The 16,590-nt window shown below is 50.9% G+C and carries 10 protein-coding genes; 1 reads left to right on the forward strand and 9 read right to left on the reverse strand.

Features of this window, described 5'->3' with window-relative positions; all coding sequences use genetic code 11:
* The first annotated feature begins 26 nt into the window (after positions 1 to 26).
* A complete protein-coding gene (locus DCCM_RS13880; RefSeq protein WP_104372982.1) occupies positions 27 to 1,532 on the forward strand; it encodes a hypothetical protein in 1,506 nt (501 codons plus the stop codon).
* A gap of 132 nt (positions 1,533 to 1,664) precedes the next feature.
* On the opposite strand, the gene DCCM_RS13885 is transcribed toward DCCM_RS13880, so the two are convergent.
* From DCCM_RS13885 to DCCM_RS13925, 9 genes are all read right to left on the reverse strand, one after another.
* Entirely contained in the window at positions 1,665 to 4,505 is a 2,841-nt protein-coding gene (locus DCCM_RS13885) for an eCIS core domain-containing protein (RefSeq protein ID WP_104372983.1), read from the reverse strand.
* 45 nt (positions 4,506 to 4,550) lie between these two features.
* On the reverse strand, positions 4,551 to 6,080 hold the full coding sequence (locus DCCM_RS13890; protein WP_104372984.1) for a hypothetical protein: 1,530 nt from the start codon (positions 6,078 to 6,080) through the stop codon (positions 4,551 to 4,553).
* A gap of 50 nt (positions 6,081 to 6,130) precedes the next feature.
* Positions 6,131 to 8,233: a phage tail protein gene (locus DCCM_RS13895; protein ID WP_104372985.1), complete on the reverse strand. Its 2,103-nt coding sequence runs from the start codon at positions 8,231 to 8,233 to the stop codon at positions 6,131 to 6,133.
* A 30-nt stretch (positions 8,234 to 8,263) separates the two neighbouring features.
* Positions 8,264 to 10,513, reverse strand: coding sequence for a putative baseplate assembly protein (locus DCCM_RS13900; RefSeq protein WP_104372986.1), 2,250 nt, complete (start codon positions 10,511 to 10,513; stop codon positions 8,264 to 8,266).
* A 26-nt stretch (positions 10,514 to 10,539) separates the two neighbouring features.
* A complete protein-coding gene (locus DCCM_RS13905) occupies positions 10,540 to 13,584 on the reverse strand; it encodes a putative baseplate assembly protein (protein ID WP_128739156.1) in 3,045 nt (1,014 codons plus the stop codon).
* 43 nt (positions 13,585 to 13,627) lie between these two features.
* Positions 13,628 to 14,029, reverse strand: a complete 402-nt coding sequence (locus tag DCCM_RS13910; RefSeq protein ID WP_104372988.1) for a GPW/gp25 family protein — start codon at positions 14,027 to 14,029, stop codon at positions 13,628 to 13,630.
* A 78-nt stretch (positions 14,030 to 14,107) separates the two neighbouring features.
* Positions 14,108 to 14,836: a phage baseplate assembly protein V gene (locus DCCM_RS13915; protein WP_104372989.1), complete on the reverse strand. Its 729-nt coding sequence runs from the start codon at positions 14,834 to 14,836 to the stop codon at positions 14,108 to 14,110.
* The gene (locus DCCM_RS13920) at positions 14,833 to 15,936 is read right to left on the reverse strand and encodes a phage late control D family protein (protein ID WP_104372990.1); all 1,104 of its coding nucleotides are present in this window, start codon (positions 15,934 to 15,936) and stop codon (positions 14,833 to 14,835) included. The genes DCCM_RS13915 and DCCM_RS13920 overlap by 4 nt, the downstream gene beginning before the upstream one ends.
* A 4-nt stretch (positions 15,937 to 15,940) precedes the next feature.
* Positions 15,941 to 16,570 (reverse strand): CIS tube protein, encoded by a 630-nt coding sequence (locus tag DCCM_RS13925; protein WP_104372991.1) that lies wholly within the window; start codon positions 16,568 to 16,570, stop codon positions 15,941 to 15,943.
* Between the last annotated feature and the right edge of the window lie 20 nt (positions 16,571 to 16,590).

Consider the following 16,590-nt stretch of genomic DNA (forward strand, 5'->3'; position numbering starts at 1 on the left):
ATTTGTATATTGAAGGTGTATTTATTTTGATTGATAAGATTTTAAGGTCCCTGGTTCAACCTATCATTAATAAAATAATAATAGTGCCCCTGAGAAAATTAAAAAATTTACCAAAAGTAATAGCTAAAGCACTGCAAACGGGAATTAAAAAATTTATTGATACAAAGCCCTCGTCAATAAAAGATTATTTTAAAATAGGCTCTTATTACGTTTCAAAAAGGTTCATTGTGCTCATTGTGCTCATAATATTATTTTTAACTTTCTGCGGCGTTAAATTTTTGCCCAGGGTATTTACGGATAAACCGGCCATCCTATATCAGAAGGCGAAGGAACAGCTCAAACATACCGGAAAAGCGAAGGTGTACAATGAAAACAATATTTTGGTATATGAAGGCGAACTGGCTGACGGGTTGTATAACGGCACAGGAAGCCAATACAGCGAAAAAGGCGTGCTGGTGTACCGGGGACAATTTGAAAAGGGTTTGATGAACGGCTCCGGAACACTATACAATTTAAACCAGACCATAAAATACCAGGGCGGCTTTTTGGGCGGCGTTTATAACGGATACGGCAAATTATTCGACGACAAGGGAAAACCGGTTTATTACGGTGAATTCAGCAGCGGGGCATATTCAGGGCAGGGCAAGGAATTCCTGCTCACTGAAAATGCCAAAAAAGAACAGATTAAGTATGAAGGGCAGTTTAACAACGGCATATACAACGGTCAGGGAAAGCTATACGACCAAAACAACAATATGATATATCAGGGTGAATTCAGCAATGCCGCCTTTTCAGGCCAGGGAACCCTGTATTTTCCCGACGGAAAAATAAAATACGAGGGAGAATTCAACAACGGCAACTATCACGGACAGGGAAAATTATACGATGAAAAAGGAGTGCTGTTGTACCAGGGCCAGTTTGAGAACGCCACCTATTCCGGCCAGGGAAAATTGTACCACCCCGGCGGAAAAATTAAATATGACGGACAATTCGGCAACGGGGTTTATAACGGCCAGGGAAAACTGTACGATGAAAAGGGAGTTCTTTTTTACCAGGGGGAATTTGCCAACGGTGATTACTGCGGCCTGGGAAAACTATGTGATAATAAAGGAATGCTGTATTACCAGGGCCAGTTTGAGAATGGTGATTATGCGGGCAGCGGCAAAATTTTCGACCGGAACAACCAGGTTGTATGCGAAGGAACCTTTGAAGGCGGTTATCTTAACGGGGAAGGAACGGAATACTATCCCGACGGCAATGTAAAATACAGGGGTGTTTTCCTGGCCGGGAAATATGGCGGGGAGGGGGTCCTGTTTAATCCGGACGGCTCCGTACAGTGCCAGGGGACCTTTGAAAACGGCTTGTTCACCGGAACCGCGGCTGACGCCGGCGATACCACCGGCGACACCACCGGCGGCGCTGAAGCCGGCGCTGAGGCCGGCACAGGCAGCCAGGCCCCGGCGCTGCAAACCGGCACGGCTGAAAAGGAGCCGGTACCTGAAAAAACTGAGCAAACTCCCGGATCAATGTAAATACCGCGCCCATGCCGGGCGCACTAAAAAGGGAGGAATACAGGCAAACCCTGTATTCCTCCCTTTTAACGTTTATAACGGCTATCTTTGCTTATTGCTGTGATATTGCTTTTCCTGCCGGCCTTTTTGGGTCTAACTGGCTTTTCCCAATTCCTGGGCCAGTTTTATCCCGTCCTTCAAATTGTCAGCCAGCTCCTTCAAAGACCCGGAGCCCGATCTGACGCTTTCCTTCATGCCCTTGGTATTATCCTTGTCGGCATCCTGTATGTCGGACGGGTTGCCTTTCTTGCCGGCCTCGGACCTGGTCTTGCTGTCCACCAGGTTGGCATCGGCCTCCGCCTTGCTGGACTTGCCCGCGGCCCTGTTGGTGTCGTTCAGCAGTCCCGCCAGCTGAATTCCCGCTTTCCTGGCCAGCCCGCGCTGGGCCTCGTCCCGCATCTGCCTGTCCTTCCTGATCTCTTCGTTCATCCAGCCGGGATTGTCCCCGGACTCCTGGGGCGCGTGGTATCTCAAATGCCCCGGCTCCCTTTCCTGCTGGGATTCCTGACTGAATTTGAAATTGGCCTTGGCGCCGGGCCCCATGCTTTCAACCTGGCTGAGGCCGGAGCCAACAGAACCCGCCATTTTGGTGCCCTGGGTGGCTACCTGCTTGGTCCCGGACCTCAGGGCTGTTGATAAAAGGCCTCCGTCGCCGGAACCGCCCAGGGACAGGTTTCCTGTGCGCATCACGTCAAAGGAGTTGCTGTAGTTACCTCCCAAGGCGTTGCCCACCGCGGCTCCCGCCACGCCTGACCCCACCTGGGCTGAGTCCACAAGCACGTTAACCGCGGTGCTGGTGGCCTGGGCCCTGAGCAGATCGGTATTCCTGGGGTTGTTGTTCATGGCCAGGGTTAATAGATTCCAGGTGGTCAGCAGCACGTCCAGCGCTCCCTTGGCCATGGCCAGTATAACCGCCGCCGTGGTGCACACGGCCGCTATGGACCCGCAAACCGGAGCCAGAGGCGGAATCAGCGACAGCAGTCCCGCCACGGTGGCCACCCCTGTAAAGAGGTTGCGCAGCGGCTTGATAAACAGTTCTCCCACGCCCTTCAGGAAAAGGTGGGCCGTGGTCAGGCTTCCAAAGGGTTTGGCCTTTGCTATGGCCTTGAATTCATTATAGTCCTTTTTCCAGTTGTTCCAGTAACTGAATACAACCTTTGACTTTTTGTCATATCCGCCCTTGCTCTTCTGGGTGTCAATTTCCACAGCCCCCAGTGTGACCGCGGAAAGACCGGCGGATAAAATACCGTAGAAAAGTTTTGATTTCATGTACTGCCAGAAGGTCAATCCCCTGCCCAGCACACCCTTGACGGTTGCCTTGGCGAATTTAAGCTGCTTTCTCTTCACCGCCACGTGGCTTTCACTCAAACTGGACTGCTTCGCCAGCCTGGCGGCATCCTTTTTGTAACTTTTGGCCAGGGTGGCTATTTTATTGTTCATACCCCGGCGCTCTATGTCGCTCTTGGCTTTTTTGGCAGTCTTTTTGAAATTTTTGATCTCATCCCTGTATTCTTTAATTCTGTCGTAAGCATAACCCACCACGGGGTTTTCCGCATCCACCACCGCTTCGGCCCTGCGGGCCAGGTCGTATCTATTCCTGGCGTTGAGCTCGGATTGCTCGGGCTCTTCGCCTCTCACCTTGCTCTTCTCGCCTTTTTCGTCCTCGACTTCCCTTGACCCGCATAGGGAATCCTTTATGGTCTCCAGGTCCTTGTCAATTTTGCGGAGTTCTTCAGACTTCTGTTTATCCGTTTCCCGCCCGGCGGACTTTTCCTTGTCGCCCCCGGACTGGCCTGATGAGCCGGAAGTTTCCTGCTGCAGCTTTGCCTTGCGCTCATTCAGGGCTCTAAACTGTGCCACGGCCGGTAAAACAAAGTCCAGGTCGCCCTCCAGGTAATCCCTGTACCTGTGAATTTTAAATTCATGCCTGCCCATTTGCTTTACATTTTCCGCGGAGTAATCCAGGTAGCCCTCCAAGGCCTTCTCGGGGTCTTCAATTTCATCCGCCTTAAGCTTTATATCGTCCGAAGACGGCTGATGACCTCCGCCTATTACCACGTTTTCGGGCTTTCCGATAACCGGCTGGGACTCCTCTTCATTCTTTTGAGACCCTTCGGGGGCTTCTTTCTTTCGCTCGCTGTTTTCCGGCGGCTTTTGTTGCTGCTGTTCCCGGGAGGGCTCCAGGTCATCCTGTTGCTGCCCTTCTTCCTTCCGGGGCTGGTCTTCCTGTTCCTCCTTCTTTTTACGGGAGAAAAGGTCTGTAAACCAGTTGCCCTGAATGGGAGTCCGGGAATCCTGCCTTAATGCCGCCCCGATCCCCGGATTGCAGGAACAGCTGCTTTTTTCCCGCATATGCCCGCTATCCTGCTTCAGCTGCACCGGCAGCCTGCCCTGCACCGGAAGTCCCCTGGCGGCCCTTTCCCCGGACCTGTCGGCTTCGGCCTCCAGCGCCGGGCTGGCCACTATGGGCAGGCCTTTTCCCTGGGGGGCGGATACCCGTCCTTCCCGCTGCTGCACCACGTGGGCAAGTTCGTGACCCAGCAGTCTTTGCCCTGAAGCGGTGCCGGGATTGAACTGACCGGGGGCAAAATGTATGTCGCTGCCCTGGGTATAGGCCTGGGCGCCGATGGAGGAGGCCCGGGTTCCCTCATGAATGGTAACGCCGGAAAAATCCGTGTTGAAAGCGCTCTCCATTTTGGCCTGCACCGCTGCCGGCATATTCCTGACAACACCGTTGCCTGAAATAGAATTACCCAGTGTTCCGGACCGCATCATCTGAAGCACCGCCCGGTTGCCCACCGCCGCCTGGAGCTGTAAAACCGGATGATTGCCCGTGGGCTGTCTGGTGGCCGCGGTATTCTCCCGGCTGGATGGTTTTTTGCTTTTGCTTAAAGCCGGGGCTCTGTCCATTACACCGGCAGCTAGACCCGCCATGACATATTCACACCTCCTTTGCTAAATGATTGGCTATGTTGAAATTTAAGGTCTTCTGTACGCCCACCACCTGACGGGAATTTTGGTTACCTTTGAGCCGGCCTGCAGCCTTACCCCCACCCGGAAGGTGCCTGTGCCGGGAAAAGCAACGGTGCCGATTGATACCGGGGGCAGCGTGGACTCAAAGGAACTCTTCTGAAACACCTCGCTTGCGCCGTAAAAAATCTGCTCTTTGTATTGCTCCACCCCCAGCAGCATATTATCGTGCTCCTCAAGTCCGGTTACTATGAGCACCGGGCCGAAACCAAGCCCATGGTCAATCTCTTCGGAAAAATAACTTCTGCCCGCCTTGGCGTTGGATTCCAGGTCTATTACCGCCACACCCGTATTTATATCTAAAACCTTGGGCTGCTCCCTCACCGTATCCGGCTGGACATTTAACTGGTTGTCCCGCAAGTCCTCATCCAGCAAGGTGGCTGCCAGCTTTGAGGAGAAATCCGCTCCATACCGGTCGGTCTCCAGTAAACCCAGGCGGTATAATACGGAGGCATTGTAAACATACTCCCCGAAGGGAACGTTTTCAACCCTTTCTATAATATAAGTGCGGCCCATATGCAAAAGGCTGATTTTAGCCAGGTAAATGCACTGTTCCCCGGCGCACTGGAGGCACTGCTCCAGTGGAAGGTCAAAATAGCTGCGCAGTACTCTTTCTTTTATTGAACCCTCAACTATATGCACCTCGTTGGAGCAATCCGTTTCAATATCCAGCTGCTTGTCTCCAATTCTAAGGTTAACCCTGCGGTCTTTCACCGCGATTCTGCCGATAATATCCGAATAGTCGCCGGCTTTTACCTGGAAAGAGGCCGAATACTCGGTTTTTTGCCCGTATTCCGGTTCGGTGAAGGATATATTGAGAACGCCTCCCTGTTCGGGGTAAAAGTGCTCCGACTCCACCTGGTATTCAACTTGAATTTGAGGGGTCTGCAATGTTTTCTCAACAATAAGGGTTATTTCAAGATCCTCACCGGGATTGACATAGCGGGGGGTTTTCTGCCTGATCCTTACCTGGGAGTCCTGGTAAATCAGGCGGTTGTCTTCCACAAGATCGGTCAGTCCTATGGAGGAAGGGTCCGGAGCCTCCTCCTTTACGAAAATTTTGTAACTCTCCTGAATGCGGTTATATTCGCTGACCTCTTCGGAACTGGTTGAGGCCCCGGCCACCGAGTGCACGGGCTCCTTTCCGTTTTCGTCATAGGCAATGCACAGATATACGTTTTTGGCATATTCATTGTTCAGAAAACCGTCGATCATGGACAGCTTCTGGGTAACCGGCGACGAGACCACTATTTCCCTGCCGGAGCAGTCCAGGGCCACCCCCGCTTCCACGGAAATGGTCTGATCGTCGATGGCAACCACTTGCAATCCGCAAACCACTCCGCTTCCAAAAAGCAGCCTGTTTACCAAACGCCGTTTGTCGTTAAAATATTTCTGTTCGGATTCAAAATCCCGGACCGTCAGCAGTTTGCCGTAAAAATAGCGGTTCCTTTCAAAGGGGTAATAACGGGGATTTTTCATAGGAATTCCCTCCTGCAATCAAATTATCAAAATTTAACATGGGCGCAGGTTTAATACTTTACTTTCGCGTCTATCTCCATGCGGGAATGCAATCCCAGGCGATTGTCCATGTCGACATCCACCAGCACGGTGTTAAACGGTATTGCGGACCTCTGATCAAGGCGCAGCAGGGTCAACTCGGACAGGTAAGTGTTAATGCCCAGGTAAGTGTGCATATCCATGTAGATCCACGGCTGCAGCACCACAAGCCTGGCTTCCGTAAAAGCCGGTTTTTCCCGGTCGAGTATTTTTTGAACCGCCAACAGCCGCTGCTCCGTTTCCACGCATTCTTTTTTTATCAGCACCGTGAAACAATATGGGTCCAGGCCGTACAGATTTGCCAGCAGTCCCTTCATTTCCGGTTTGTCTTTTAAATATTTGAACTGAAAATATTCTATGATAAACGGTTTCTGCCCCGTATATATTTCAATTATTTCCTCAATGGCCCGCTTTGTGCCGCGCTTTTTGTACAACTCCGGTGATTTCTTGATAAACAGGCGAAGCTGCTCCTCGCTCCAGCTGTCGTCCAGCACGATTGCCAGCCAGGCGGCCAGCCACTTCAAGAAAGGTCCGGACACGGCGTCAGGATCAAAGTATTTTGCGACCCCTTCTATTTTTTCCTCCATGTCCATTAAAAAGGATTCAAACATCGCCAGATATCTTTCCAGAAAATCCCGGCTATTATTGTCTTCCTGGTATACCGCGGGCAAATAACTTAGATAGGACATCCTGGGATAATAAACCCTTGCTTTTTTCAAAACCGGGGTCTTATCACCGCTGCCTATAAGCTCGATTCTCAGCCACAAATAACGTCCCCTGGCTCCGTGAAACAACGCGTCACCGGGGTTAACCACCGGCTGCGACCAGCAGCCGGAAAGATGAGCAATCTTTTCCCGGGCGGATATTGAGCCGTCCTTTATAAAATCATCCATGTTGATTGTTTTTTCGTTAAATAAAATGTTCTTGCTGTCGGAACAATAGTGCGAAACAACAATTTGAGTATTATCAGGCAGTTCCGCTTCCAGTAAAAGCTTGTGCCAGTGCATCTCCTCAACGGTGCTGTCCAGGGAGGCGGAAAAATATGTCCCCCGGGGAAGCCCCGAGCCGCTTCCGCGTATCTTTTGTCTCTGCTCCAGAATGCTGATGGAGCTGTCTTCTCCGTTCCATACGTAAAGGTTGTTTTTATCATCCGTCAGGAGTTTGTCCGAACCGCCTCTAAAGCCCGGCACCACTCCAATATACCGGCCATCCCGGTCAAATTTGTGTATAAACCTCCCGTCCTCGGCTTCCCGGCCGGACCTGTCCCCGTCTCCCAGGTAAATATTGTTGTCCGAGTCCAATGCCAGGCCGGAGGACTTTATGGAAAAGCCCGGCTGGAACTGCAGGCTGAGTTCGCCCTTGGGAGAAAAGACATATACCGAATTTGCCTCCGAATCCAGAATATAAACAAACCCGTCCCCGGATACCGCTGTAAAAAGGCTGTTCCCCCGCCGGGCGGCTGTGGCCGGCCGGCGAAGCAAAAATTCCCGGTGGGAAAAAACATCCGTTATTTTTCCGGATAAATCAATTTTTAATATTCCCGGGGGATTGTCGGAAAAAATTTCAGCATAACCGCCCGCTTTTATCCCCAGGGGCGTTACCACGTAAAGATTATTCCGCCCGTCGCCGGCCATCCCCAGGGGGAAAATGGAATTATCCTCAAAGCTGTCCAAACTCCAGAGCATCTGCCCGTTTGCCGGGGAAAAGGCAGTCAGTTTATGCTCCGACAGGGGATCAGCCACCAGCACAACATCCTCGAGCAGGGCTACCATGGCCTGCCCGGTGAATAAGCCGTGGCCCTCCTTTAACAGCGCATCGTTCTGACGGCTGCGATAATCGTAAACCCACAGCCCGGCCCGGTCATCCAGCAAATAAAACAGACCGTTGTTTTCCACCGCCATATCATTTATCCCGGTATGGGGCATTAAATTCCTTAAGCCGATGAACCTTGACAGCACGTACTGCCGTCCGGTCTTCAATGATATGCCTTCATCCCCGAAATGGATATTGTCGGCCCATCCCTTTTCCCAGTCGTTTTTTTTGTTTACTGAAAAGAAATTAACCTCTCCATACACCTATTTAACACCTCAAACTCCTGTGGTTTATTACATTTCCCTCCGGCTCACCGTCTCAACTTCATGCTCACCGGAATACACCAGCCCGTGGGGGGGAATTTTAATATCACCGCTCATTTCCTTGCGTATTCCCACGCCTTCCGCGTTAAGCCACAGTTCCTTTATATACTCCACGCCTTCTATACGGTTTATAACCCCGTAAATATCCCCCTTGTATACCGTCCGGCCGAAAACCCAGCCCCGAAAGCCGTCGCTTTCATCCAGGGGGTCCAGAAACCGGTCCAGTTCCTCCACAATTTTACCGGGGTCCAGTTTTATGTACGAAGCGGTAACCACCACCGCGTGCACTGAAATTTTAATATATTCGGGAGGGATAACGTGCAGCTCGGTGGTAATCATTCTGTGTTTGTCCAGGTGTCTTTTTACCGTTTGCAGAAAACCTTTACCGGGGGCCGGCTTCCTCTGCTCGCTGTATGGAACCACCACCACCGTTACCTGGGCCGGCGCCTTGTTGTCGGGATAGTCTTTTAACCCCGGAGAAAAAAGAGGTATCGCCTTTACCCTGGCTACCCTCAACCCGGGGGTGGACCTGGCAATTTCTTCATAATCCTCACAGGTGACAGCCCGGTACTGTTTTTTAAATTCTGCCCGGAGCCGCCTCCTGGCGTCATCAATGGTTTCCCTGTCAGTCCCTCCTGACCCGGGCAACGGATTGGTAACCCCAACCTCTCTTAACTCTTCCGGCCTTTCAATAATTGTATTGATTTCATGTTCCTTTAGGTTTCCATCGCCGCCGCCCCCGGTTTGAAGGGCTATGACACATATGTCGTCCTCTTCCCCGGGCCCGGGTACGGCGCCTTGCTCATTGTTTCCGAATTGTATTTCTCCTGTGGGGGGATCCAGTATATAATGCCTGTCCCCGGGGCCGGAAAGATCAAAATCCTCCACCCGCTCCCAGTCCCGCCATACTAATTCTCCGGAACCGGGCAGCTTTGCAGCCACCTGTATCATTAAGCTCTCCCCGGCCACCGGGTATTCATATAGATTAAAAGACTGGTTGGGCAGCCCGTTGCTCCTGCCCAAAATCCTTTTGCCGGCAAACCCGGGCAAAAACGAAATCATTCTGATATTGCCTTCGCCCTGGGGGGGCACGGCTCCCTTATCCCCGGAACCAAAAAGCAAAACCGTTTTTTTGCTGTCCGGATTTTTTGACAGCGTATAGCATAATGCTTCCGAAGAGGCCGTGAATAAATCCTCCACTCTTTTCCAGTGGCGCCAGTTGCCCTCGCCGTCCCGGACCTGCACCCTGTTAATACCGTAATAGGCCAGATAATGCTCCACTTCAAAGGACTGGCCGGGCTTTCCGTTTCCGGAAAAGGCAAAAACACTGCTCAGGGTATTCCGCTGAACGGCGGAAACCGCATTCAGAGTTATACCATCCACTCTGGGAGCAACCTCATATCCGCCCTCCTCAACGGTGCAACATATCCAGAAACGGCTGGCATCGCCGGCCGGGTGGATTATCGCGGGCCGCATGGGCGCCGGAACCCGGAAGGTAATACCGCCGCTGCGGGACATATGCGCCGTCCCATCCCCGGTGACCTGCAGGTGAAACCAGCCCGGGACGTCCTCCGGTCCCCTGCCCTGTCCGTAATATTTCCAGGACACAGCGGCGGAAGGAATTACGCCCTGACCCGGCACCCCGCCGCAAACCAGGGATACCGGATAGCCATCGAAAAGATTGACGGTCAAACGTATATCCCTGTTTAACGGCAGCGCCCTGTCAAAGCCTATGTACAGCCTGTTTCCCACCGCCGCCTCCCGGCCGAAGGCAAAATATGTAACCCCCCTGTGGCTGTTGATGGAGGTATAGTCATAGGAATCATTATTATCGTAAACAATTACCTTTTCAATTTTGGCGGGCAGCAGGAGCAGCGGCTCTTCAGTTTCAAATACCTTGTCCGCGCCCTCCAGTTTGGCGGCCCGGGGCAGCATCACAGGCTCGGTTACGCCGTCAAAGGTGACATCCGCCCTGGCCGGAGCCGCATCCCCAAGCCGCATCCCCAAAAGTTTTAAAAATTTGAGCTCGCTCTTAAGGGTAATGCGGTTCAAATGATATTGCTGCATTTCCGTCAGCCAGGCAAACAGCTCTATCAGCGTTATCCCGGGATCGTGATAGTTTTCATCCGTCCACTGGGGCGCCAGCCTGGGAATTTTTCTCCTGGACTCTTCAACAATCTGTTTAAAAAAACGGTCGTCCAAATCCGGCAAGGGCAGCACCGGCAACCCCTCCTATTCAAATAAAGCTATAACATATTGACAATTACCAAATGTCTTCCGTTCATTACCATGCCATGGGGCAAATCACCCAGCGAACCCGGATTAATTTCGGAACGTACCCCTTCTTCCACTTTATCCACCACGATTGAAACATTTTCAATGAAATTAACATTTTTCACTGCTTTAAGCAGGGTGTAAAATACCGATATGTGAGGATATTGCCCTATTTCCCAGCCCTGGCCCTCAAAATTGCCCGTTAGCGGGTCCAGAAAGCTGTTTAACCTCTCCAGGGCCTCTTTTTCAGTAACGGCCACGTAATCCGCTTCATTCACAGCGAGGTGAGCGTGAACGGATATCTCCAGATAGACAGGTTCAATTACCTGAATTTTATTTTGAAAGCTAACCGTGGCGGCCGACCTTTCCACAAGGTACCTTTCCACCTGCCGCTTCAGTGCGGGAAAAAAGGGGGAACCTTTGCCCGCTCCTTTTGGAACAACCACAACAGCCACACAGCCGCTTTCTTTTTTACCCCAGGTATTAATATTGGGAAGGCATTTAACCCTGGCAATATCCTGGGAAGCCTCCCTGGCCAGCCATTCGAAATCCTCCGCTGTCACCGCCCTGTTCCGGTGCCTCAAATACTGGGGGCCGCGCTGCATGGCCCTTTCCAGGGTCTCGGTATCGCACCCGCCCCCGGAGGGCTCCGGATTTATAACCTGGTCCACAAAAACTATGGAATTTTGAAGACTGTTTATTTCAAAGGAGCCCACATTGCCCTGGGCGCCTCCGCCTATTTTATAGTTTATTTTTACGTTGTCCCTCCCCAGGCATGGTGGGATCCTGCCGTTCCTGCCGTCCCCGAAACGAAGGGCGCCGGTGATGCGGTTTATAATATAATGCCTGTCCTCAGGGCCTGAGCCGCCGAAATCCTCCACGGGGTCCCACTTGACCCAGAGTTCCAGAATATTTCCTATGGGGTCTTTTACAACCTGAACCCCCTCTGTTTTGCCGGTTGGAATATCCGGCTGGCCCAGGGCCGGATGCTCCGCCTCATTGACCCATACTTCCTCGGAAATTACCGGAAACATGCTCAGGTGGTATTCCCTGTCATCCTGCCCGGCGACGGTCTCAATCATTTCATTTTTAATGCTCCGGTGCTGCACGACCCCTGCGGAATTCATGTAAATTCCATTAACCAGAGGTTTTTGGGAAGCTTCGTTCAGTTCAAACCTGCCGTCCAGATTCACGATGCGAATCCAATAAAGCTCCCTGGTAAAGATACTGCTCCTGGCAAAATCCTGGGGCCCGGCAAAAACAACGGTGCCGCTCCTGGTAAAGGCTTTTGTGTCATCCGTTACCTTTAACGGAAGCCATTCAAGGCGGCCGCCCGCGCCACTCAAATACTCCCATTCCAAAATGGGCTTTTCACCGTTATTTTTCTGCTGTTTTATTGAAAACAGCAGACTCAGCGGTCCTTTTACCGGCGGTCTGTCAAACCCCAGGTAAAAGGCGGGCTTTTTATTTTCAAGGGAATAAAAGGGCTGCCAGAGCTGTCCGCCGCTGCCCGCGGCGGCTGTCATATCCCGGTATTCCATGTTGTTATGGAGCATACAGCAGTCCAGCGGGCATTTGACTTCATGGTATCTGTACGTAAGCTTGATATTCTCGATCCAGGGCGAGCGGTAAACCGAGGGAATTGTGTAAACGTTCTCGATACTTAACACCCTGGCCCTGATCCAGTAATTAAGCTGATCATTTACGTAAGTCTCCTGCATGTCCAGGGGGCAATTAAAGGTTAGATCCACTTCCCCGTCACGGGGGTGGTAGAATATCTCCTCGTATTCCTTGCGGGAAAAAAGCTTAATCCAGCCATTTCCGTTCCAGTATTCCCATGACACGGTCAATACCGATACCTCGGGCAGCTGGGGCTCCGCAAAGTCCCTGGTTTTCATAATGTCTTTGTATTCGGGACCCCCGGGCGGGTCATTCTTCATCACGTTATTCCGGTGGCCAAGGATAAATTTAATTGTAACCAGCGAACCTTTTTTGGAAAATACCTCCTGGCTGGCCAGGTAAAACATGTCGTATAAAACAAAGAACTCGCCCAGCGGGTAAAACCCCCCGGTATCTCTGGGCACATCGTTATAATAGGCCATGTCGGGAGTGACGCCGCCCTTTTGTTCACAGTCGCAATAATCAACACTCAGCCCCAGGCCGTCAATTTCTATCTCCGACAGCTGGTGAATTTTCATATCTTTGAGCCGGCAGCGAATCCATCTGCTTTGAATGTCCTGTACTTCCTTTTTTTCGATAAGCCCGGGGGTCGCTTTCTTCAGTATAATTTTGTTGCCCCTGGAAAAAACCTGGTCAAAGGGCTGCCATCCTTCTCCGCTCCGATAGGACCATTGCGTATATTCACCCTGGACCAGCTTTTGGCAAATGGAAGGCTCCTTATAGCGTTTAAAGGAATTTTTAACTTCCAGTTCCACCAGGGCGGTTTCCCTGATATTGAACAAATCGGCGTGCCCCAGATACAGGCTGTGCTCCTGCAGGTTATCCGGTCCGGAGAAGTCAAACAGGGCGACGGCGGGCTTTTCGCCGTTTTCCTGGACGGCAAAAAAGTCCTCGCTAATTTTAAATATACTGTCCAGGGCGGGGCCGGTGTTGAACGCGGCCACCATGGAGGAGGGGGTGGCCAGTATATTTTTTTCGGTTTCAAATATAATGGCCTCGCCCTCGGGCCCTTCGGCCGAAACCTGGGTTCCCGCAGGGATAAACACCGGCTCTCCCGCCCCCGGGCTCAGCCGGAAGGATACAAAGCTCCTGGCCGGCTTTGCGGGCATAACCGAAACGTTGAACATATTAAGAAAAGCTATAAAATTTTTCAGTGGAACCCTGTTGAACCGTTTTATATTTTCCTGGAACATATCGGCAAATATTAAAAAAAGCGCGGTTCCCGGATCGGGGTCCCCGGGAGTAAACCTCCATTCCGGCGTGTAAAAGGGAAACATATTTTTCATGTGGTTAATCAAGGCATTTATGTCCCTGGAATCCATTAACGGAGGCTGCATATTCTCACCCACACTTTTATATTGGCCCGTAAAAATAACATTTTTAACTGACACCCTCACTTAAATAAAAAGGATATACCAGATTAAACAAATTATTGGTCAGCCGCACAATGTACTGTATATTAATGAGCAATTTACCGGGAGTGTCCCGGTCGAAGACAATTTTAACCTCCACTTCCTGAACCCTGGGTTCCCAGGCCATGATGGCCTGTTTCACCTCGGTTTCAAAAAGCTTCAGGGTCGTGGTATCCGTCAGGCCGAAAACAAAGCTCTGTACCCCGCAGCCAAAATCCGGGCGCATCACGCGCTCTCCCTTGGAAGTGGCAAGAATAATCCGGATTGCCTCGGAAATGTCTTCCTCGTACTCCGAAAGCTTAATCCTGCCTGTTTTGGGGTCGACCTCCACCGGAAACTTCCAGCCTCTTCCTAAAAAACTCTTTGGCACGTTACCACTACCTTCTCGAATATAAGTGAGCCTTGAGATAATCACCCCGGGTCAACTGTTCCGCCATAATCAACCAGGCTAGTTAATCTTCACCATTGAGCCCTGAATAGTCAACATTCCTCCGGATTTAACAGTCATCATTCCGCCTGCTTCTATGTCAATTTTCTGGGATTTTATTTTTAGCTGCATGGCGCTTTCGATGGTGACACTGTTTTGCATTGAGTCGATAAGAACGGAATTGGACTTGCTTTTTAAATTAATTTTCGCGTCGCTGTTCAAGGTGATTTCGTTGGTGCCGGACGCTATGGTTATAGTATTTTTTCCGTCTTTGTCTTTAATTTCTATTTTGCCGGTGCCCGAGTCATCCATTGTAACCGTGTGTCCCTTGGAGGTTTTGATAGTAATGCTTTCCTTACTTGACTCGTCGCCGAAAATAATTTCATGCCCGCTGCGTGACTTTATTTTACGGATATTGTTTTTGCCGTCTTCATTTGTTTCCGGGGGTTTATCCTTGTTATTCCAAAGCATCCCTATTACAAAGGGCTGGTGTAGATCTCCCTCGTTAAAAGCCACCAGAACCTCATCGTTTACTTCCGGCAAAAAAAAACTCCCCATATTGTTGCCCGCCATCAGGGTCGCCATCCTGGCCCAGAATGTTTCATTCTGGCACTCCCTCAGGGGAAGTTTTACCTTTACCCTGCCCAGCTTCTCCGGGTCCTTGTTGTTGGTGACCACTCCAACCATAACCCCGTATACTTTTTTATTGGCAGGAACGTTGAGACCCGACAGGGAATCATATATACTCAAAAAGCATTTCCCCCTATGGTAAAAGACGTTATATATCCGGACTCGTCTATTACATGGCTAACCGAGGTTAGATAGTAGTTATTGCTTAATTTGCTGCCCAATTGAGCCACCTTGATAAAGCGGCCGGCCCGGACTTCGGGAGTCCCCATCATCTCCCCGCTTCCGGAAACCAGCTTCATTGCCCGCTGGTTTAAAATGGCCGTGGCTTTTTGCTGGGCCGCGGCAGCGGAAGGCACTGTGCCGTCATATTCATATTCCTTGCTGCCGGAGCCGCATAGCTTTTTAATCGCATCCGGTCCCGTGGCGGACCCGCTGCCAAGCTTGCTTACACTGCCCGACTGCCCTACAATCTCTTTCTTTTGGGCAACGTCCCAGCCCCTGACTTCAACGGCACCAATCTGGTCCGCTATGTCAATCTCCACCGACAGACTGCGCAGGTTTTTGCCCCATTCCAGGGTTGCCACCGGGGTGCTGCCGGTATATTTCCTGAAATATAGTTTTTTGCCCACCACGAAAAATTCGTAATTATTTTCCCGGGCCATCCATGACACAAACTGGTAATCGGTGGACCGGCTTTGCTCGATAATTTTATATTGAACCGACGTGTCATCCACCTTGCCGACGCTCAAACCGTGCTCCCCGGCTATGGTACTGACAACATCACTGTGTTTTTTATCGTTAAAGGAACGGGACTTTATGCCTTTCATCAACAAAAATGTCCTGTCCATTCCCGATACTATAACCTTGGGGCTTTCCTCCGGGTTAAAGTCAAATTTCACCGAAGTTGTCAAACCGTCAAAAACGGTAACCAGCTTGTCCATATAACCCATATTGATTTTAAGATATTTGCCCACCAGGAAGTATTTATCCAGCCAATTAAAAGTCCTGTTTGTTTCATCAAAAGCGTTGCTCACGGTGAAAGAAAATGAATCCGCCTTTTCAACGCTGGTATCCACCGTTATGGAGGAAATTCCGACACCTTCCCTGGACAGATTGCTCCCTTCAAGGACTATTTCAAAGCCCGGCACCTGGAAATTGCCGTATTTTCTGTCCAGATCACTTAAGGAATAACTTTGGGTATCAAGGGTTAAGTCACTCATCACTTCACTCCAGAGGGGGGATAATTAAGTGCCTCCCGGCCTCAATCATTCTCGGGTTGTCAATTCCGTTGGCCCTGGCTATTTCCCTCCATAAAGAGGGATTTTCGTACTCCTCGCCGGCAATCATCCAAAGCTGGTCTCCCTGTTTAAGGGTTTTTTGTTTGGTGCGGTCGGAGGATTGCAGCGGACTAGCCTGATTTTGCTCGGTAATGCTCTGGCACTGTCTGAAGGTTACCGAAAGCGTCGCCCTTACAGGCGTGCCTGAATCCAGAAACATTGTAAACTTCTGGGTTACCTTTTCCACAACTCCCTTAAAGGGGTCCATCGAGCCCCAGGCAAAACTCACCAGGGGAGGCCGGTGAAGATCGCTGTCCCTGTCCAGCAACCCCGATATTTGATTTGTGTAATTCCTCACATCAATTCTGTCCTCGTAGGTGTCAAAGAACAAATCCATGGTCAGGGTGGTGCCGGTTCCCCCCATGAACTGCGCCACGGGTAGCGGCTGGCCGATATGATATTCCAGGGCGAAGTTGTTGCTGTCTTCTAGGGAATATTCGCCGGGATTGAACAAAACCGTAATTCTTCCCTTTTTTCTGCCTTCATGAACAATTATGGTGGCCTTTTCCAGAGCCATCAGCCATCATTCCTCCGACT

The organism is Desulfocucumis palustris, assembly GCF_002933875.1.
GTDB classification, from domain to species: domain Bacteria; phylum Bacillota; class Desulfotomaculia; order Desulfotomaculales; family Desulfocucumaceae; genus Desulfocucumis; species Desulfocucumis palustris.